Genomic DNA, 18,488 nt, shown 5'->3' with positions numbered 1-18,488 from the left:
ATGCTTTGGCTAAAAACATTTCACATCTTGTTTGTGACCTCCTGGTTTGCAGGGCTGTTCTACTTGCCCCGCATCTATGTCAATCTGGCCCAGGAGCAAGATGCCAAGACCTATGAAACGCTTCTGGGCATGGCCCGGCGCCTGTATCGCTTTATGGCTCCTCTGGCCATTTTGACTTTGCTGACAGGCCTGGGATTGTTTTTGTATTACGGCATAGGCAAAGGACAGGGCTGGATGCACGCCAAACTGACCCTGGTCTTGATCCTGTTTGCCTTTCACGGTGTGTGCGGACGCTATCTGCGGCAGTTCCAGCAAGGGCAACAAAGCCGCTCACACGTATTCTTCCGCTGGTTCAATGAAATTCCGGTCATCGTTCTGCTGCTGGTCCTCATCCTGGTGGTTATAAAACCCTTCTAATACCTTATTCATGTCAGACCAATCTGAACGCAAGACACTAAGCCTGAACCCAGGCGCTAAAAAGAAAGCCAGCAATGCGGAACCCCGCGTGCGCTCGGGTGCGCGCGCACGTGCAGCCAGCCTGCAGCAAGACCGCCTGGGCGGCCCCAAGCGCGAGGCCCGCCCCTACGTAGAGAAACGTGACCAGGACCGCCGCGAGCGCCCTGCTTTCAACCGCGACCGCGCAGATCGTCCTCAATCGGGCGAGCGTCGCGAATTTTCAGGCGAACGCCGTGAGCGTCCCGCATTCAACCGTGATCGCGACAGCCGCCCACAATCGGGTGAGCGTCGTGAGTTCTCCGGTGAACGCCGGGAATTCTCGGGCGAACGTCGTGAACGACCCGCATTCAACCGTGACCGCGACAGCCGCCCACAATCGGGCGAGCGTCGTGAGTTCTCCGGTGAACGTCGGGAATTCTCGGGCGAACGTCGTGAACGACCCGCATTCAATCGTGACCGCGACAGCCGTCCACAATCGGGTGAGCGTCGTGAGTTCTCAGGTGAACGCCGGGAATTCTCGGGCGAACGCCGTGAACGTCCTGCATTCAACCGTGACCGCGACAGCCGCCCACAATCGGGTGAGCGTCGTGAATTCTCCGGTGAACGCCGTGAGCGTCCCGCATTCAACCGTGACCGTGACAGCCGTCCCCAATCGGGCGAACGTCGTGAATTCTCCGGTGAACGTCGTGAACGTCCTGCATTCAACCGCGATCGTGACAGCCGTCCGCAATCGGGTGAACGTCGTGAATTCTCCGGTGAACGCCGTGAGCGTCCCGCATTCAACCGTGACCGCGACGGCCGTCCGCAATCGGGCGAACGTCGTGAATTCTCCGGTGAACGCCGTGAGCGTCCCGCATTCAACCGTGACCGCGACGGCCGTCCGCAATCGGGCGAACGTCGTGAATTCTCCGGCGAGCGTCGTGAACGCCCCGCATTCAACCGTGACCGAGACAGCCGTCCGCAATCGGGCGAACGTCGTGAATTCTCCGGCGAACGCCGTGAGCGTCCTGCATTCAACCGTGATCGCGACAGCCGCCCACAATCGGGGGAGCGTCGTGAATTCTCCGGTGAGCGTCGTGAACGTCCTGCATTCAACCGTGACCGAGACAGCCGTCCGCAATCGGGCGAACGTCGTGAATTCTCCGGCGAACGCCGTGAGCGTCCCGCATTCAACCGTGACCGTGACAGCCGTCCGCAATCGGGCGAACGTCGTGAGTTCTCCGGTGAGCGTCGTGAACGCCCTGCATTCAATCGTGACCGCGACAGCCGCCCTCAAACGGGCGAGCGCCGCAATTTCTCGGGTGAACGCCGTGAACGTCCTGCTTTCAAAGGTGACAAGGAATCTTCGGAGCGTACCCCTGCCGGCAAAATGCCCAGCAAGCTGTTTAGCCCGGCCGGTGACTCCGATGCCTTTCCTCAATATGTCTCGCCTATTCAGCGTGTAGACAGCCCCCAGGCCCCCAAGCCCGGTCAGCGCCTGCCCGATAGCAATATCGAGCAAAACGAGCGCGTCCAGGTCAAGGCTCTGCAAGGGGAACGCTACCGTCTGTTTGCTCCCTGCCCACAAGGGCTGGAAGAAGCGCTGTCGCTGGAACTGCAAGCACTAGGCTACGAGAACGTTCAAACCGGCCGTGCGGGCTGCCATTTTGATGCGGACTGGATCGGTGTCATGCGTGCCAACCTGTCCTCGCGACTGGCGACACGCATTTTGCTGGAAGTCTCGCACGCTCCTGTCACCAACGAAGAGGACATTCTGGCCCTGGCTCGGGTGACTCCCTGGGAACGCTGGTTTGGCCCCGAGCAGACACTGCGTGTCGACACCTCGGCCGTACGCAGCCCCATGCAAAGCTTGCAGTACTGCAATCTGCGCGCCAAAGACGGGATTTGTGACCGCCTGCGTGATCTGGAAGGCGCACGTCCTTCCATCGATACCGTACGCCCGGATGCCAAGGTGCATTTGTTCCTGGACGAGACCAGTGCCACCTTCTACCTGGATACCAGTGGCGAGTCTCTGTTCAAGCGCGGCTGGCGTCACGACAAGGGCGATGCGCCTTTGCGTGAAAACCTGGCAGCGGGCCTGCTGGCCCTGTCTGGCTGGGACCCCAGCAAGCCTTTGATCGACCCCTTCTGCGGTAGTGGCACGATTCTGATCGAAGCCGCCTGGATGGCTTTGGGAGCGCCTCCCGGCATCTGGCGCCCCTTCCACTTCGAGCGTCTGCGCTGCCACGACCAGCGCTTGTGGCGTGATATCAAAGACGAAGCGCGCTCCATGATCGCTCCTCGTCTGGATACTCCATTGATTGGCTACGACATCAACCCCACCGTTCTGGATGCAGCCCGTTCCAACCTGGAACGCTCGCACCTGACGCTGGAGACGATTCGCTTCGAGCAAGGCGATGCCCTGAAGATTCGTCCCGAAACGGAAGCCGGCTGGATTGTCACCAATCCTCCTTACGGCGAGCGCCTGGAACATCAGGACGAGGATTTCTGGCCCAACTGGGCCAGCAACCTCAAGCAAAACTTCGCCAACTGGAGCGTGAACATGATCAGCAGCGACCTGGAGCTGCCACGTCATATGCGCCTCAAGCCCAAGCGTCGTTACCCGCTGTACAACGGTGCTCTGGATTGCCGTCTGTTCTGCTTTGACATGGTTCCGGCCAGTTATCGCAATAACGAGACAGCCTCGGACGCCAGCGAAGACTCAGCCAGCGCCGAATAAGCGTCAAGCCGTCTTGCACAAGGCGACAAGGGCCAAGTCCATGAAAATGGCTTGGCCCTTGTTTATTGGGACAAGCCCCCCATATCTTGATTACTTTTCTACCCTTCTGGGGCCCGCCCGACTCCATGCCTTCTGTTCCAGCCTTGAACTGGCAGCATTCCGTTAGGCAGCGATATACGCGATAATGGCAGTCTTCCCTGCCTCAAGACGCACCATGACACCCACTTTCACTACTCCTGGCCGCTGGCGACGCTTTGCCTGCATGATGTATGAATCCATCCTGCTGTTTGGCGTTATTTTCACCACCGGCTATCTGTTTGACACCTTGACCCAAAGCCGTAGCGGCCTGGATCTGCGTCATGTGCGTCAGGTCGTTCTATTTATTGCGCTGGGGATTTATTTCGTGCTGTGCTGGCGCAAAGTGGGCCAGACCCTGCCCATGAAAACCTGGCATATGCGACTGGTAGACGAGCAAGGTCAGATTCCTGCCCTGCGTACCCTGCTGCTGCGTTATATTCTGCTATGGCCCCTGCCCTTGCTGGGAGCTTTGCTGGTTCAGCTTCTGTCTGGCTACACAGGCTATGCGTCCACGGACCTGCTTATCGTGTTTACGCCTTTTCTGAACTTCATCTGGACCTGGTTCGACAAAGACCAGCAGTTCCTGCACGACCGTCTTAGCAAGACTCGCCTGATCGATGCGCGCCCTACCCGTGTTACTTCGGCAGCCACCTGAGCAGGCAGGCTGCCTCTTCATTTTTTAGTAGTACAGCAAAGTCATGACTGACATTTTAAAAAAATACTTGTTCGCCGACCAAAGCACACGAGCCCAGATTGTTCATCTTGAGCAAGCCTGGCAAATGGGTCTGGAACACCAGCACTATCCTGCCTGCATCCGCGACTTGCTGGGCGAGCTGGTAGCCGCTTCGGTACTGCTGGCGGGCAACCTCAAGTTTGACGGCTCCCTGATTTTGCAAATCCAGGGCGACGGCCCGATCGCCTTGCTGGTGGTGGAATGCACGTCCGACATGGACATACGCGCAACGGTGTCGCTGCGTGAGAACCATCCCGTGCCCCAAACCGGCACCTTGCAAACCCTGCTCAACCCCCAAGGCCAAGGCCGCTTCACCGTAGTACTGGCCCCGCGTCAAAGCAGCAAGGATTTCCGCCCCTACCAAGGCGTGGTGCCTCTGGAAGGCGAGACCGTTGCCGAGGTTCTGCAAACCTATATGCGCACCTCCGAGCAGTTGGATACCCACCTGTGGCTGGCCGCCGACGAAAACCGTTGTGCAGGGCTGTTGCTGCAACGTATCCCGCCCCAAGGCGGCCACAGCCTGGCGCAAAATCTGGACACCTGGGAACGCGCCCTGGCGCTGGGCTCCACCGTCCAGACACAAGAATTGCTGCAACTCGATAGCGACACCTTGATTCATCGCCTGTTCTGGGAAGAAGACCTGCAAGTCTTTGAACCTCAGTCCGTGCGCTGGCATTGCCCCTGTTCCCGTCAACGCGTCAGCAATATGCTGCGCATGCTGGGCCGGGCAGAAATCGAGCAAATGCTGGCAGAACAAGACACCATCAATGTGTCCTGCAACTTCTGCGGCAAGCCCTATCAGTACGATGCAATTGACTGCGCGTCCCTGTTTGTCGACAAGGGCGATACCCAGCCTGGTGACGATACCCTGCACTAAGCAGAAACCGCTACGAAGGACTACACCCGCACAAGTCCTTCTACCAAGCTAAAAGACACTCAGCCATGATGACAACATCATGGCTGATTCTTTTTCCTCACCCCATCCTCAATCTGGTTTGGCTGGCGCTCACATCATGGGAGCCCTGCTTGCAATCATCCTGCTGAGCTGGCTGGTGCTGGACGTGCTGACGCTGTACTCCTTGCGCGTACGCCTGCAGCACGGCCTGTTGCAGGCGGCTCGCCAGGCCAGTGTGCAGCATGCCCGGCCTGAAACCATTGCCCTGGCATTCAGCCAAACCCTGGCTGCTGCCAAAGTGCCACTGCACGATCAATGGCAGATCCAGATTCTGTCGCCCTCACCACAGGCTTTTATGCTGCATGGCAGGCCTTCCCGGCCTCATGAGGGGCGTACAAGCATTACCCAGGGCTGGCAGGCACAACAAGCGGATCAAGCCAGCCACGGCGGCCCCAGCATCTACCAGGCCAACACATTGCACTTGTACCTGCTCTATGCCCATAAGCCGGGCCCTCTTTCCTTGCTTCGCCTGCTACCCAAGCTTGCCGCCAGCATGCCTGGCCCTTCAGGTTCGGCAGCGGTCTGGCTACGCCTGGAAATCAGACACCCTATGCAGTCCGATGCCGTGCAGTGGGATGACTTGGCTGACGGTCGGGTCGTCTATGCCCAGCAGACTGAAAACGAGCTTGCCTTGCCAGTTTCCCAAACAGGCTGGTCAGCAGATATAGAGCCGGCGGAAATACCATCAACGGACGGAAGTGCTCGTCTTCCCTCATGGAGTGACTCTATTCAAGGGCCTGGTGCTAGCGCCTCCTCTCCAGAACCAGCCGTACCCACCCCAGACTCAGGAGGAGCTGAATCCCCGCCCCCAAACCCTGCCTGCTACTAACTGCCGCGCTATTCGGGGCGGCTTCAGGAGTCGGCAGCATAGGACGCTATAAACGCATTCCTGCCACAAGTGGTAGACAGAGTTACAGCCTCTTGTGGCCGTAGCCGGGGCAGTGAAGGGAACAAGGAGAAGGAAAGCACGGATAAGGCCGTCACAAAACCAACAAAGCCAAAGGAACTCGATAGCTACTCTGCCACCACTCCGACCCTGAAATGCCTGCGACTTACAACCAAGCCCGATCCAGGCCCACATACAAAGGGCGCAACAAAGCCCGGATCAACGATCCAAACATAAGGTAGAAGAGTAATCAGAAATGAACTGGCCGATCGGCAGTTCCAGCAGCGCCTTGCGCGCTACTTCTTAACGTGGGCTGCTTGTCGTAGCAGCCGAACCACCCGGAGGCACAATCTGCACAAAGATCTCGCCTTCACGCATCATGCCAAACTCGCTACGGGCGCGCTCTTCAACTGCGTGTGTACCCGAGCGTAAATCCTGAACCTCGGCCAGCAAGGCGTTGTTACGCGCCGTCAGGGCTTCATTGGTTTCTTTTTGCGCAACCAGCCTGGTCTGCATTTGCCGTACATCCAGCCAACCGCCTTTGCCCCACCATAAAGCGTAATGGGTTACCAGGGTCAGGCACAGCAGAAGCAGGACGATAAGGCGCATGGCGATATAAGAACCGGGTCTTCCGACCCGGTTCATCAAACAGAATTAGCGCAGATTATAGAACGCTTCGCGACCTGGGAAGGTAGCAACTTCTGCCAATTCTTCTTCAATACGCAACAACTGGTTGTACTTGGACATGCGATCGGAACGGGACAGGGAGCCTGTTTTGATCTGCATGGCGTTCGTTGCCACAGCGATGTCCGCAATCGTGGAGTCTTCGGTTTCACCCGAACGGTGCGAAATCACGGCGGTGTAACCAGCGCGCTTGGCCATTTCGATGGCAGCAAAGGTTTCGGTCAGGGTGCCGATCTGGTTGATCTTGATCAGAATGGAGTTGCCGATACCCAGCTCGATGCCCTTCTTCAGGATCTTGGTGTTGGTCACAAACAAATCGTCACCAACCAACTGGATCTTGTCGCCCAGTTGCTGGCTCAGAATGCGCCAGCCGTCCCAATCGTCTTCGGCCATGCCGTCTTCGATGGAGATGATGGGGTACTTGTCGCACCAGTTGGCCAACAGATTGGCAAAGTCTTGCGAGCTCAGGGACACGCCGCCTTCGCCAGCCAGGTGGTATTTGCCGTCGCGGTAGAACTCGGAAGCGGCGCAGTCCAGGGCCAGAGCGATCTGGGTGCCAGGCTCGTAGCCAGCCTGTTCGATAGCGCGCAGGATCAGTTCGATAGCGGCTTCATGATTGGCCACGTTGGGAGCAAACCCCCCCTCGTCGCCTACAGCGGTGGACATGCCCTGATCGTGGATCAGGCCTTTCAGCGTGTGGAACACTTCTGCACCCATGCGCAGCGATTCGCGGAAGCTCTTGGCACCCACGGGCATGATCATGAATTCTTGCAGATCCAGGGTGTTGTTGGCGTGTGCACCACCGTTGATGACGTTCATCATCGGCACGGGCATGGCCATGGCACCACTGCCACCGAAGTAGCGGTACAGGGACAGACCCGAATCATCAGCAGCGGCACGGGCCACAGCCATACTGGCAGCCAGCATGGCGTTAGCGCCCAGGCGGCTCTTGTCTTCGGTGCCGTCCAGCTCGATCAGGGTACGATCGATAAAGGTTTGTTCTTGAGCATCCAAGCCCATCAAGGCTTCGGAGATTTCTGTGTTCAGGTTCTCGACAGCGCGCAAAACACCTTTGCCCAGGTAACGGCTCTTGTCACCATCACGCAACTCCAACGCTTCGCGAGCGCCAGTGGATGCACCAGATGGAACGGAGGCACGCCCCATAGCGCCCGATTCGAGCAATACATCACACTCCACCGTTGGATTACCACGGGAGTCCAGAATCTCGCGGCCAATAATATCTACGATTGCACTCATGATTTTGACAGTCCTGCCTGAAGTAGCATTAAGCTAGATAAGTTAAACAATCCTGCTGCCGGGCATATCGCCGTAAGCCGATGTGAAAATCAGCTTGAAAAGGCGCCTAGCCTGGAAGTTGAAAAGATCAGCAAGCGCGACAGCTATAGTGCAATCAGCGCCCCCTGCCCTCCTGCTAAAACAGGATTGTACCTGCCCATGACACAGCCGTGCCATGTCTGGTCCCGAAAGCTGGAAAAAAGCCTGGATTCAAGACCCTGCCTTCATCCGGATCGAAACCGGCACGTGTTTATTATCACCAGAAATTCCGAGACTAGGCGGCGTCTCTGTAAATACAAAAAGTACCGATACGTCTCAAAGTAAATCTTTGTCGGCCGCTTTCAACAAGGCGCTTTCCCAGTTGCCCAGCAAGGTGATCAACTGATTCAGATCCTGATCAGAGAAGTCTTGCAGCATGGCTTCCACCAGACGACGCCGCCGGGGCAAGGTAGCTTCCACCAGCTCGCGGCCAGCGGGGCTTAGACGCACATTGGTCAGCCGGTTGTCCTGCTCATCCGTGAAACGCTCGATCAGCCCCAGGGACTCGATGCTTTTAAGCTGCCGTGTCACCGCAGCCGGATCAATGCGCAGCAGACGCACCAACTGCTTTTGAGACAGACTGCCCTCTTCCTGGTACAAGGAAATCAGGATACGCCAGCGTGGCAAGGGCATCCCCAACTGCTGATCAAATGCCGCCATCAGGCTGCGATACGTGCGCCCCAGCTGCTGAGCCGCTTGAAGTTGCGGAAATTCATTCATCATGTTCAAGACTGTTCTTGACGATTAAATCGTATCGGTGGCACTTTGCGTACCCAATAAAAACACCAGACTATCAGCAGCAAGGTCACGGCCATCCCCATATTGACGGCATGTGCCAGGGCGTCGCGGGCCAAGCCCAGATACACCAGCCCTTCCTGCCCGGCCTGCTCCAGAAACTGCGTCTGCTGACTCGCGCTCATCAGAACTTGCGGATCTTGCAGGGAGTTGACCAGGCTTGTGGGCAAAGCCGCCAATTGCGTGCGGATGGCCTCCCCATACTGGTAATTGATCAGGGTTCCAACCACAGCAGTACCCAACATGCCACCCACCATGCGCATGGACTGTAGCATGGCCGTGGCGATGCCCAGCATGGAGCGTTCCACAATTTCCTGCGCAAATACCGTCAGATTGGGCATGATGCAACCGACCCCAGTGCCGGCAATAGTGGCATAGATCACAAAATGCCAGTGCGGATCGGTTTTCTTGATGAACACCATACCCAGGCAGGCGATGGTCAACAGCACCAGACCCAGATACAGCATCAAGGTAGGACGACGCAGACGCGTAATCGTACGGCCATTAATGATACTGCCCACCGTAATGAACACGACCAAGGGCGTGATCAACAAACCGGCGGTTTGTGGTCGCAGGCCATACCCCCCTTGCAACAACAAGGGCGCATAGAACAAGAGACCAAACAGAATAAAGCCCAAGCCCGCAGACAAAACCAGCAAAGAGAATTGGGCTGGGCTACTGAACAAGACCAGGGGCAGCAAAGGTTCTGCCACCCGTCGCTCCCAGGTCACCAGCAGAACAAAAGCAGCCACACTGCACAGGCCAAGCAAAACCATCAAATAGCTGCCCCCATATTGCGGCAGCAACTCTACCAGCAACTGGATACAGGCCAAACCGACCATCAACAAGAAAGCACCCAAGTAATCCATGCGGACCTGGGTTTGACGAAAATGACGGATCTGCGGCAAATAGCGATAGACAAAATACAGGCTTAACAAACCCACGGGCAGATTCACATAAAACACGGAGCGCCAGCCATAGTGCTCGGTCAGAATTCCGCCCAGAAAGGGCCCTATCCCGTTCGCAATCCCAAAGGAAGCGCTCAGCATGACTTGCCAGCGCAAACGCACACGGGGGTCCGGAAACAGATCAGGCACACAGGCAAATGCGGTCCCCACCAGCATGCCCCCCGCAATCCCTTGCAAGGCACGTGCCAGTACCAGCTGCAACATGCTTTGCGCCATGCCGCAGAGCACGGAAGCCAGGGTAAACAAAACGATGGACACCAGCACAAAGCGGCGGCGCCCATAAAAATCTCCCAGACGGCCAAAGATAGGCACGGTAATCACTGAAGTCAGCAAATACGCCGTTGCCACCCAGGCATACAGTTCAAAACCATGCAGCTCGGAGACAATGGTGGGCAAGGCTGTCCCGACCACGGTCTGATCAATTGCCACCAACATCACCACAAAGCACAGCCCCATCATCGCCAGTATGGACTCTGTGACTGACAAGACCCGCCCCGGCGTCTTTTGTGCTGTTTCCGATACGTTTACCATTTCCATTGACCATGCAACTATTGCCTAGTCAACAATTTTACGAGAGTGATAAAAACCTGACAAGCGCTGTCTGAATCAACCCATATCCCGGCATCCCGGTACACAATAGCGACCATCCGGAAAGCACCGCTTTCCAAGCACATCCCCCCCACAGGAAAACAGTATGAATATCATGATTGTCGGTGCCAGCATGGGGCTGGGACGCGCCTTGATGGACGGCCTGGCCCAAGACGGCAACACGCTTTATGGCGTGGCTCGCCGGACACCCGCGCCATCGGCCAGCCCGCTCAGTCCCGATCCCGGCATCAATCAACACTGGATCAGTGCCGACTTGTCCCAGCCTGACGCCGCCAGCCAATTAGCAGCCGCCTGCCCGGAATCACTGGACGTGCTGATTTATAACCTTGGGATTTGGGAAGACACTGCCTTCAGTGAGGATTACGATTTTCTGTCGCAAAACGATCAGGCCATCCGTCGTCTGATCGATGTGAATCTGACTGGAGCCTTATTGGCCATACGTCATCTGCTGCCTCATTTACTGCGCAGCAAACAGCCCCGCCTGATTTTGACTGGTTCCACCTCGGGTCTGCGTCAAAGCGGTCGCCCAGAAGTTGCCTTCGGAGCAACAAAATTTGCCTTGAATGGTTTGGCAGACAGTCTGCGTGAAGGCTATAGAGATCAAGGCCTGGCCGTCACTTGCCTGCAACTGGGCTACCTGAATACGGAAGACGGCCTGGATGTGCCACTGCACGCCGCCGCAGAGCGTGACCAGGGCGAGACGATTCCAGTGCATGACGTGCTCACGATTGTGCGTAGCCTGCTGCAACTGTCTCCCGCCAGCTTCATACGTGAGCTGACCCTACCAGCCCTGCGTGATCCGCGTTTCTAAACAGCCACACAACTCCTTCCTGCCATCGTGCTCAAGAAGGTCGGGCTGTGTCCCTGCAAGCATCAAAAAAGGGAGTGTTTTCACACTCCCTTTTTCCTGCCTGACTACATGGCGTAGTCCGCTTCTTACAGACCCTGCACCACGTACATCGTCATGTTGGCAGCACCCTCACGTGCTTGACGAGCACGGCGGTATTCCTCGGAATCGTGGAACGCCTGGGCCTGTTCCAGTGTGTCGAACTCCATAACCACGGTACGCAAAGGCGCATTGCCTTCCAGAGTGACCGTTTCACCGCCACGTACCAACACTTTCACGTTGTGGGTTTTCATGGCAATGCTGGAAAACTCCTGGTACTGCTTGTACTGCTCGGGGTTGGTTACTTCGACATTAGCAATCAAAAATGCGGACATAGTGTCTCCAAACTACTTTTAATAGCCGTGCTGCAAGGCACCGCTGTTTTTAACAATCGAATCGATCTGCTGCAATGTCCGCAGCAAGTCTGCCATCTGCGACAGAGGGACAGCATTCGGGCCGTCAGACAAGGCCTTGTCCGGGTTAGGGTGAGTTTCCATGAACACGCCCGACACACCCGCTGCGACAGCAGCACGCGCCAGGACGGGCACAAACTCACGCTGACCACCCGATGTCGTGCCCTGCCCGCCCGGCAACTGTACCGAGTGCGTGGCATCAAACACGACCGGGCAATCCGTGGCGCGCATGATCGCCAGGGACCGCATATCGGACACCAGGTTGTTGTAGCCAAAGGAAGCACCACGCTCACAGACCATGATGGTGGAGCCATCTCCGCCCATTTCCATCGCTGCCGCACGTGCTTTTGCCACCACCTGCACCATATCCTGAGGAGCCAGGAACTGGCCCTTCTTGATATTCACGGGTTTCAGGGTAGCAGCGCAGGCCTGAATAAAGTCGGTCTGACGGCACAGGAAAGCCGGGGTTTGCAGCACATCCACGACGGCCGCCACATCATCGACCTGGTCCTTGTCGTGCACATCGGTCAGGACCGGCACTTTGTAGTGCGAGCGCACATCCGCCAGAATCTGCAGACCTTCGGCCATGCCGGGGCCACGATAAGACTTGTCCGAACTCCGGTTGGCCTTGTCAAACGAGCTTTTGTAGATAAAGGGGATACCCAGAGCCGAAGTAATCTCAGCAAGCTGGCCCGCTGTATCAAACGCCATTTGACGCGATTCAATCACACAAGGGCCAGCGATCAGAAAAAAGGGCCGATCCAGGCCAACGTCGTAACCGCATAAATCCATAATAGACCTCGTTTCAGTATTTCTGCATTCTCCCACATTCCTGACGGCGCTGCTGCACCGCAGTGCAGCAAGCCTGTCAGCCCAATCGTTCGGAGATTTCGATCAGGTTCAAGTCCGGGTCGCGCACATAGACTGAGCGAATCGGGCCGGTAGCTCCTGTACGCTGCACCGGCCCTTCAATAATGGGCCAAGCTTGTGACTGCAGATGCGCGATCACCTGCTCCAGCGGAATGCTGGCAATAAAGCACAGGTCCAGCGCCCCCGGCACCGGCAAATGCGCCTTGGGCTCGAACTCCTGCCCACGCACATGCAAATTGATCTTTTGCGAGCCAAAGCTGAAGGCAATGCGTCCTTGCCCAAAGACTTCCTGCTTCATGCCCAACACTTGTGTATAGAAATGGGTTGTGGCTTGCGGGTCGGTACAGGTGAGCACCAAATGATCCAGCTGTTCGATCATGACAACTCCCAGGAAAGCGGGCAACACACTCTGTCGCCCCGAATGAAAAAGCCCGCGTAGCGCGGGCCTTTTCAGTCATACCAAATTATCAGGCTGATTTTTTCTGGTGGTCCAGAGCAGCTTTGATATAGCTGGTAAACAGCGGATGGCCATCACGCGGAGTGGAAGTGAATTCCGGATGGAATTGCACGCCCATGAACCAGGGATGATCAGGCAATTCCATGATTTCTGGCAGGTTCTCGGTAGGAGTACGAGCGGAAATCACCATGCCCACTTCTTCCAGACGTGGCACATACAAGGTATTCACTTCGAAACGGTGGCGGTGACGTTCATTTACTTCCGGACCGTAAATGGCTTCAGCACGCGAACCTGGCTTCACTGGGCAACGCTGTGCGCCCTTGCGCATGGTGCCACCCAAATCGGAGGAACCATCACGGTGCTCAATCTTGCCTTCGCGGTCTGCCCATTCGGTAATCAAGGCCACAACCGGGTGCACGGCCGATGGATCGAATTCAGTCGAGTTCGCGCCCACCAGATTGCCCACATTACGAGCAAATTCAACCACCGCCAATTGCATGCCCAGGCAGATGCCCAGGAAGGGCACGCCGTTTTCACGAGCGTATTGAATGGCGCGAATCTTGCCTTCGGTACCGCGTTTACCAAAGCCGCCTGGCACCAGAATGGCGTCCAGACCTTTCAGGCAATCGGTGCCTTCGTTCTCGATGACTTCGGAATCCAGGTACTCGATATTGATACGGGTACGGGTGTGAATACCGGCGTGAACCAGTGCTTCGCTGAGCGACTTGTAGGATTCGGTCAGGTCTACGTACTTGCCGACCATACCGATACGCACTTCGTGCTCCGGATTTTCCAGGGCCTGTACCAGACGATCCCACATGGACAGATCAGCCGGTGGAGGCGACAGCGCCAGTGCATCGCACACCAGGCTGTCCAGGCCTTGCTTGTGCAGCATGGCTGGAATCTTGTAGATGGAATCCGCATCCCACACCGAAATCACGGCGTCCATGGGCACGTTGGAGAACAGCGAAATCTTGGCCAGTTCGTCGTCAGGAATGACGCGATCCGCACGGCACAGCAAAGCGTGTGGGTGAATACCGATTTCACGCAGCTTTTGCACCGAGTGCTGGGTAGGTTTGGTTTTCAGCTCGCCTGCCGATGCAATGAAAGGCACCAGCGTCAGGTGAACAAAAGCGGTGTTGTTGCGGCCCAGACGCAGATTCATCTGGCGGGCAGCTTCCAGGAAAGGTTGGGATTCGATATCACCCACTGTGCCGCCGATCTCGACGATGGCAACATCGGCCTCACCATTGTAGGCAGCCTTGGCGCCACGAATGATGAAATCCTGGATTTCGTTGGTGATGTGCGGGATAACCTGCACGGTCTTGCCCAGATAGTCCCCGCGACGCTCTTTGCGCAGCACGGATTCGTAAATCTGGCCCGTGGTGAAGTTGTTGACCTTGCGCATGCGAGCGGAAATAAAGCGCTCGTAGTGGCCCAGGTCCAGGTCGGTTTCCGCACCATCCTCAGTAACAAACACTTCACCGTGCTGGAAGGGGCTCATGGTGCCCGGATCTACGTTGATGTAGGGATCCAGCTTGAGCATAGTCACGCGCAAACCGCGGGACTCCAGGATGGCAGCCAGGGATGCAGCCGCAATACCTTTGCCCAGGGAGGACACAACGCCTCCCGTTACGAATACATATTTGGTGGTCATTATAAAAGGCGCCTGAGGTCAAATCAGGCGATAGCGGGAAATTTGGATTATAACGGCAAGCGCCCATGCTTGGCGACCCGACTAGTGGCATTTCACAGCGGAAATACCACTAGCCCTTGCAGCTATTGACAAGAGCAGAGGGTGGCGATCAGATCGCCTGCGTCCTTTGCTCAAGCCACTTGCGTGCATCCCCCTGAACACGAGGCAAGAGACGTTCACGCACTTGCTGATGATATTCATTGAGCCAGTTACGCTCGGCAGCCGTCAGTAGTGCGGCATCTATACAACGCGTATCAATGGGGCACAGGGTCAGGGTTTCAAAACGCAGGAACTGCCCGTACTCGCTGCGCAGGGCCGGAACCGCCGCCACCAGATTCTCGATGCGAATGCCCCATTGGCCGGGACGGTACAAGCCAGGCTCGTTGGAGGTAATCATGCCGGCACGCATGGCGGAATGAGGCCCGATACGACCGCGCCAGGAAATGGACTGCGGGCCTTCATGCACATTCATGAAGTAACCCACGCCATGGCCAGTGCCATGACCAAAGTCCAGGCCCTGCTCCCACAAAGGCTGACGGGCCAGTACATCAATTTGCTGACCGGCAATGCCTTCCGGGAACACCAGCATGGACAAGGACACCATGCCTTTGAGCACCAGCGTGAAGTCACGAATCTGCTCGGCAGACACCTGACCTACCGGCACTACACGGGTAATGTCGGTCGTCCCGCCCTGATACTGCCCACCCGAGTCGATCAGCAATAAACCATTGCCGTCGATGTGGGCATGGGACTGCTGGGTAGCCTGATAGTGCGGCATGGCACCATTGGCGTTATAGGCGGCAATCGTGCCAAAGCTGGGGCTGACAAAACCTTCCTGACGAGCACGCGCCGCGCAGATATGTTCGTCCACATCCAGCTCATTGACATCGCTTTGCTGTTCAAACCAGGCAAAGAACTCGCACAAGGCAGCGCCGTCTTTTTCCATGGTTTCACGCACATGATCCAGCTCGGCATCGGTCTTGCAGGACTTGAGCAATTGAGCGGGATTGATGTGTTCGACCACATTCAAATGCGCAGCCAGTTGGGCGGCCCAGGCCGTGGTCCGAGCCATATCCAGCAAGATGGGCATGGATGCCGGCAAGGCGCGCATGAAGGAGGACAGTTCGGTATAGCCTTGAACTTGCACGCCATCCACAGCCAGCGCCTCCTGTATGCCTGCTGACAGCTTGTTGCTATCCACAAACAGAAACGCCTGATCCGGGCCTATCAGCAGGTACGACAGGAACACCGGGTTATAGGACACATCGCTGCCGCGTAAATTCAAGGTCCAGGCAATATCATCGAGCGCACTCAGCAAATGCCAATGTGCCCCCTGCTCCTGCATGGCCGCCCGCGTGCTGCTCAAGTTTTCCTGACGAGTGCGGCAGGCAAACGGGGGTAAATGCTCCACCACCTGACCAACAGGTGCAGCAGGTCGCTCCGTCCAGATAGGGCTGAGCAAGTCAGCCTCCAGAACCCATTCCAGCTCTGGCGTCGCTTTTTGCCAGGCCAGCAGACTTTGTGCCGACACCGACTGGCTATCCAGTGCGACTCGCGACTGGGCAGGCAAATGTTCCGCCAGCCAGTTGGCTGGCTCCGGCACCCCGGCCTCGCCCGCACGTTGCAATTGAATGCCGCTACCTTCCAGCTCCTTGGCAGCCTGTTCCCAATAACGGCTATCGGTCCACAAACCGGCCCAATCTGCCGTCACCACCAGGAGCCCGGCCGACCCGACAAATCCGCTTAGCCACTGACGGCTTTTCCAGCGATCGGGCAGGTATTCAGACAGATGGGGGTCAGATGTAGGCCAGATACTTGCCTGCACGGACTGAAATTGCATTTGTTCGCGCAGCGCCTGCAAGCGTGCGGCAACGGGGGGATGGGCCATGCCAACTTCCTTTACATAAACAGCGTTCACGCACCGATCAAGCATAAAAAAAGCTCCGACTCGCGCCGAAGCTTTTTTAGCCAGAGAGACCGATCAGGCCAAAGCACTGACGTCCAGCGGGACGCCTGTCTTGGACTGAATGTACTCAAGGCTGACTTCTGGTGCCAACTCAAGCAACTTTAAACCATTTTCCGTCACTTCCATCACCCCCAGATCGGTAATGATGAGGTCAACTACCCCCACGCCCGTCAGGGGCAAGGTGCAAGAAGGCAGAATTTTCAGGTCTTCTGTGCCGTCTTTCTTGGTGGCCACGTGTTCCATAAGAACCACGACACGGCCAACGCCAGCGACCAGGTCCATGGCACCGCCCATGCCCTTGATCATCTTGCCGGGGATCATCCAGTTGGCCAGATCACCCTTTTCCGACACCTGCATGGCACCCAGAATCGCGATATTGATCTTGCCGCCGCGAATCATGGCAAACGAGTCTGCCGAGGAAAAGATGGACGAACCGGGCAAGGTGGTGATGGTTTGCTTGCCGGCGTTGATCAGGTCAGCGTCAATCTTGTCCTCAGTCGGAAAGGGGCCGATACCCAGCAAACCGTTTTCCGACTGCAGCCAGACCTCAATGCCTTCGGGCACGTGGTTGGCAACCAGCGTAGGCAAACCGATACCCAGGTTGACGTAAAAGCCGTCCTGAAGCTCCAGAGCGGCGCGTGCCGCCATTTGATCTCTATTCCAAGCCATTATTATCTTGCCTCGCTAATCAGGAAGAACGAACGGTACGCTGTTCAATGCGCTTTTCGGGCTGGGCATTGAGCACGATACGGTGCACGTAAATGCCGGGCAAATGCACATCATCCGGATCCAGGCTGCCGGTCTCGACAATTTCCTCGACCTCGACAATGGTGATTTTTCCAGCCATGGCCACGTTCGGGTTGAAGTTGCGCGCGGTCTTGCGAAACACCAGGTTGCCGCTGCGGTCGGCCTTGTAAGCTTTAACCAGCGACACATCGGGCACCAGGGCCTCTTCCATCACGTATTGCTGACCATTGAACTCGCGGATTTCCTTACCGTCAGCCACGATAGTACCCACACCCGTTGCGGTAAAGAACGCAGGGATGCCTGCGCCACCGGCACGCAGCTTTTCAGCCAGTGTGCCCTGAGGAGTGAACTCCAGTTCCAGCTCGCCCGCCAGATACTGGCGCTCGAACTCCTTGTTTTCGCCCACATAGGAGGAAATCATCTTGCGGATCTGGCGTGTTTCCAGCAACTGACCCAGACCAAAGCCATCCACCCCGGCATTATTGCTAATGCAGGTCAGGTTTTTGACTCCGCTATCGCGCAGCGCAGCAATCAGCGCTTCGGGAATTCCGCACAGGCCGAATCCACCTACCGCGACTGTCTGTCCGTCGGCAACGACCCCCTGCAACGCCTCCTTGGCGCTTGGATAGACTTTATTCAATTGACTCTCCAATAACTCTTTAATTGGCCTAAACAGCAAACTTTGCCCAATAATGCCGCTATGCACCATACAGTGCTATCAGGCATTCTACGACTTGACTATGCTTTCCGTATACGTAAAGCTTAACCCTGAAAAACCGAGTGTATCTGTTTACGCTCATCTTCGGTCCAAGGTTGTGAGCCGCCTTGGGGGTTAATGGACACGAGCACACAGCGGCCACGTGCATAAATGACATCAGCTTGATTTGCGTCACATACAAAGACTTCCAACTCAATGCTGCTGCCACCGACTTTCAGCAATTTGTGCACAATCCGCACAGTGGCCGGATACAGGACCGAACGCAGGAAATCCAGGCTGGCGTGCGCCAGCACCCCGGTACGTGGAGAAGGTGGCACCATGCCCAGCTTCATCATTAACTGGACACGGGCTTCCTCGATGTAGCGAAAGTAGACCGTATTGTTAACATGATTCATGGCATCCAGATCGCCCCAGCGCACGGCAATATCAAAAGTGGCTCCTGCACCAGAATCTACTACTTGTGTCATTACATGCTCTCCTTACTGATATTTACTGATGAAGCCGGAAGCCAAGGGGC

18 protein-coding genes are annotated in these 18,488 nt (G+C 56.6%); 6 read left to right on the top strand and 12 right to left on the bottom strand.

The window, feature by feature from the left end; genetic code table 11:
* The 5 genes from MID00_RS14525 (at position 1) to MID00_RS14505 (ending at position 5,770) form a co-directional block, all read left to right on the top strand.
* The gene (locus tag MID00_RS14525) at positions 1-417 is read left to right on the top strand and encodes a CopD family protein (protein ID WP_035272539.1); all 417 of its coding nucleotides are present in this window, start codon (positions 1-3) and stop codon (positions 415-417) included.
* Between the two features lie 1,408 nt (positions 418-1,825).
* Entirely contained in the window at positions 1,826-3,175 is a 1,350-nt protein-coding gene (locus MID00_RS14520) for a class I SAM-dependent RNA methyltransferase (protein ID WP_235332513.1), read from the top strand.
* Positions 3,176-3,389: 214 nt separating this feature from the next.
* Complete coding sequence (locus MID00_RS14515; RefSeq protein ID WP_026483072.1) at positions 3,390-3,908, top strand: RDD family protein; 519 nt, start codon at positions 3,390-3,392, stop codon at positions 3,906-3,908.
* Between the two features lie 43 nt (positions 3,909-3,951).
* Complete coding sequence (hslO, locus tag MID00_RS14510; protein WP_009456504.1) at positions 3,952-4,863, top strand: Hsp33 family molecular chaperone HslO; 912 nt, start codon at positions 3,952-3,954, stop codon at positions 4,861-4,863.
* A 79-nt stretch (positions 4,864-4,942) separates the two neighbouring features.
* Positions 4,943-5,770, top strand: coding sequence for a hypothetical protein (locus tag MID00_RS14505; RefSeq protein WP_254498982.1), 828 nt, complete (start codon positions 4,943-4,945; stop codon positions 5,768-5,770).
* A 360-nt stretch (positions 5,771-6,130) separates the two neighbouring features.
* Here the strand turns inward: MID00_RS14505 and ftsB are convergent, their stop codons facing one another.
* From ftsB to MID00_RS14485, 4 genes are all read right to left on the bottom strand, one after another.
* A complete protein-coding gene (gene ftsB / locus MID00_RS14500) occupies positions 6,131-6,436 on the bottom strand; it encodes a cell division protein FtsB (RefSeq protein ID WP_009456508.1) in 306 nt (101 codons plus the stop codon).
* Positions 6,437-6,481: 45 nt separating this feature from the next.
* A complete protein-coding gene (gene eno, locus MID00_RS14495) occupies positions 6,482-7,768 on the bottom strand; it encodes a phosphopyruvate hydratase (protein WP_009456510.1) in 1,287 nt (428 codons plus the stop codon).
* A 354-nt stretch (positions 7,769-8,122) separates the two neighbouring features.
* A complete protein-coding gene (locus MID00_RS14490) occupies positions 8,123-8,569 on the bottom strand; it encodes a MarR family winged helix-turn-helix transcriptional regulator (RefSeq protein WP_021446859.1) in 447 nt (148 codons plus the stop codon).
* Positions 8,570-8,571: 2 nt separating this feature from the next.
* Positions 8,572-10,140: an MFS transporter gene (locus MID00_RS14485; protein WP_031232598.1), complete on the bottom strand. Its 1,569-nt coding sequence runs from the start codon at positions 10,138-10,140 to the stop codon at positions 8,572-8,574.
* 163 nt (positions 10,141-10,303) lie between these two features.
* Between MID00_RS14485 and MID00_RS14480 the strand changes: the two genes are divergently transcribed.
* On the top strand, positions 10,304-11,029 hold the full coding sequence (locus MID00_RS14480; protein WP_254498981.1) for an SDR family oxidoreductase: 726 nt from the start codon (positions 10,304-10,306) through the stop codon (positions 11,027-11,029).
* A gap of 125 nt (positions 11,030-11,154) precedes the next feature.
* On the opposite strand, the gene MID00_RS14475 is transcribed toward MID00_RS14480, so the two are convergent.
* The 8 genes from MID00_RS14475 to MID00_RS14440 all read right to left on the bottom strand — a co-directional run bounded on the left by MID00_RS14475 (position 11,155) and on the right by MID00_RS14440 (position 18,438).
* Positions 11,155-11,439, bottom strand: a complete 285-nt coding sequence (locus tag MID00_RS14475) for a DUF1330 domain-containing protein (protein ID WP_009456520.1) — start codon at positions 11,437-11,439, stop codon at positions 11,155-11,157.
* 18 nt (positions 11,440-11,457) lie between these two features.
* The gene (gene kdsA, locus MID00_RS14470) at positions 11,458-12,309 is read right to left on the bottom strand and encodes a 3-deoxy-8-phosphooctulonate synthase (protein WP_009456521.1); all 852 of its coding nucleotides are present in this window, start codon (positions 12,307-12,309) and stop codon (positions 11,458-11,460) included.
* Between the two features lie 76 nt (positions 12,310-12,385).
* A complete protein-coding gene (locus MID00_RS14465; RefSeq protein ID WP_009456523.1) occupies positions 12,386-12,766 on the bottom strand; it encodes a VOC family protein in 381 nt (126 codons plus the stop codon).
* 88 nt (positions 12,767-12,854) lie between these two features.
* Complete coding sequence (locus tag MID00_RS14460) at positions 12,855-14,501, bottom strand: CTP synthase (protein WP_009456525.1); 1,647 nt, start codon at positions 14,499-14,501, stop codon at positions 12,855-12,857.
* Positions 14,502-14,649: 148 nt separating this feature from the next.
* Positions 14,650-16,428, bottom strand: coding sequence for an aminopeptidase P family protein (locus tag MID00_RS14455; protein WP_254498980.1), 1,779 nt, complete (start codon positions 16,426-16,428; stop codon positions 14,650-14,652).
* Positions 16,429-16,521: 93 nt separating this feature from the next.
* Positions 16,522-17,175 carry a CoA transferase subunit B gene (locus MID00_RS14450; protein ID WP_009456529.1) on the bottom strand — a complete coding sequence of 218 codons (654 nt, stop codon included), beginning with the start codon at positions 17,173-17,175 and terminating at the stop codon, positions 16,522-16,524.
* A gap of 19 nt (positions 17,176-17,194) precedes the next feature.
* Positions 17,195-17,893: a CoA transferase subunit A gene (locus MID00_RS14445; protein ID WP_009456533.1), complete on the bottom strand. Its 699-nt coding sequence runs from the start codon at positions 17,891-17,893 to the stop codon at positions 17,195-17,197.
* Between the two features lie 122 nt (positions 17,894-18,015).
* Complete coding sequence (locus tag MID00_RS14440; RefSeq protein ID WP_009456536.1) at positions 18,016-18,438, bottom strand: thioesterase family protein; 423 nt, start codon at positions 18,436-18,438, stop codon at positions 18,016-18,018.
* Positions 18,439-18,488 lie beyond the last annotated feature (50 nt).

Origin of the sequence: Alcaligenes sp. NLF5-7 (assembly GCF_024266725.1) — a bacterium.
Classification (GTDB): Bacteria; Pseudomonadota; Gammaproteobacteria; order Burkholderiales; family Burkholderiaceae_B; genus Alcaligenes; species Alcaligenes phenolicus.
The sequence above is the reverse complement of the archived record's forward strand: the minus strand, read 5'-3'. Positions and strand labels throughout refer to the sequence as shown.

Coding starts and splice junctions, on each gene's coding strand:
- MID00_RS14440 (WP_009456536.1), bottom strand. CDS start 18,438: ATGACACAAGTAGTAGATTCTGGTGCAGGAGCCACTTTTGATATTGCC.
- MID00_RS14450 (WP_009456529.1), bottom strand. CDS start 17,175: ATGGCTTGGAATAGAGATCAAATGGCGGCACGCGCCGCTCTGGAGCTT.
- MID00_RS14515 (WP_026483072.1), top strand. CDS start 3,390: ATGACACCCACTTTCACTACTCCTGGCCGCTGGCGACGCTTTGCCTGC.
- MID00_RS14520 (WP_235332513.1), top strand. CDS start 1,826: ATGCCCAGCAAGCTGTTTAGCCCGGCCGGTGACTCCGATGCCTTTCCT.
- MID00_RS14505 (WP_254498982.1), top strand. CDS start 4,943: ATGGCTGATTCTTTTTCCTCACCCCATCCTCAATCTGGTTTGGCTGGC.
- MID00_RS14490 (WP_021446859.1), bottom strand. CDS start 8,569: ATGATGAATGAATTTCCGCAACTTCAAGCGGCTCAGCAGCTGGGGCGC.
- MID00_RS14460 (WP_009456525.1), bottom strand. CDS start 14,501: ATGACCACCAAATATGTATTCGTAACGGGAGGCGTTGTGTCCTCCCTG.
- MID00_RS14480 (WP_254498981.1), top strand. CDS start 10,304: ATGAATATCATGATTGTCGGTGCCAGCATGGGGCTGGGACGCGCCTTG.
- MID00_RS14455 (WP_254498980.1), bottom strand. CDS start 16,428: ATGGCCCATCCCCCCGTTGCCGCACGCTTGCAGGCGCTGCGCGAACAA.
- ftsB (WP_009456508.1), bottom strand. CDS start 6,436: ATGCGCCTTATCGTCCTGCTTCTGCTGTGCCTGACCCTGGTAACCCAT.
- MID00_RS14475 (WP_009456520.1), bottom strand. CDS start 11,439: ATGTCCGCATTTTTGATTGCTAATGTCGAAGTAACCAACCCCGAGCAG.
- hslO (WP_009456504.1), top strand. CDS start 3,952: ATGACTGACATTTTAAAAAAATACTTGTTCGCCGACCAAAGCACACGA.
- MID00_RS14485 (WP_031232598.1), bottom strand. CDS start 10,140: ATGGTAAACGTATCGGAAACAGCACAAAAGACGCCGGGGCGGGTCTTG.
- MID00_RS14465 (WP_009456523.1), bottom strand. CDS start 12,766: ATGATCGAACAGCTGGATCATTTGGTGCTCACCTGTACCGACCCGCAA.
- kdsA (WP_009456521.1), bottom strand. CDS start 12,309: ATGGATTTATGCGGTTACGACGTTGGCCTGGATCGGCCCTTTTTTCTG.
- eno (WP_009456510.1), bottom strand. CDS start 7,768: ATGAGTGCAATCGTAGATATTATTGGCCGCGAGATTCTGGACTCCCGT.
- MID00_RS14525 (WP_035272539.1), top strand. CDS start 1: ATGCTTTGGCTAAAAACATTTCACATCTTGTTTGTGACCTCCTGGTTT.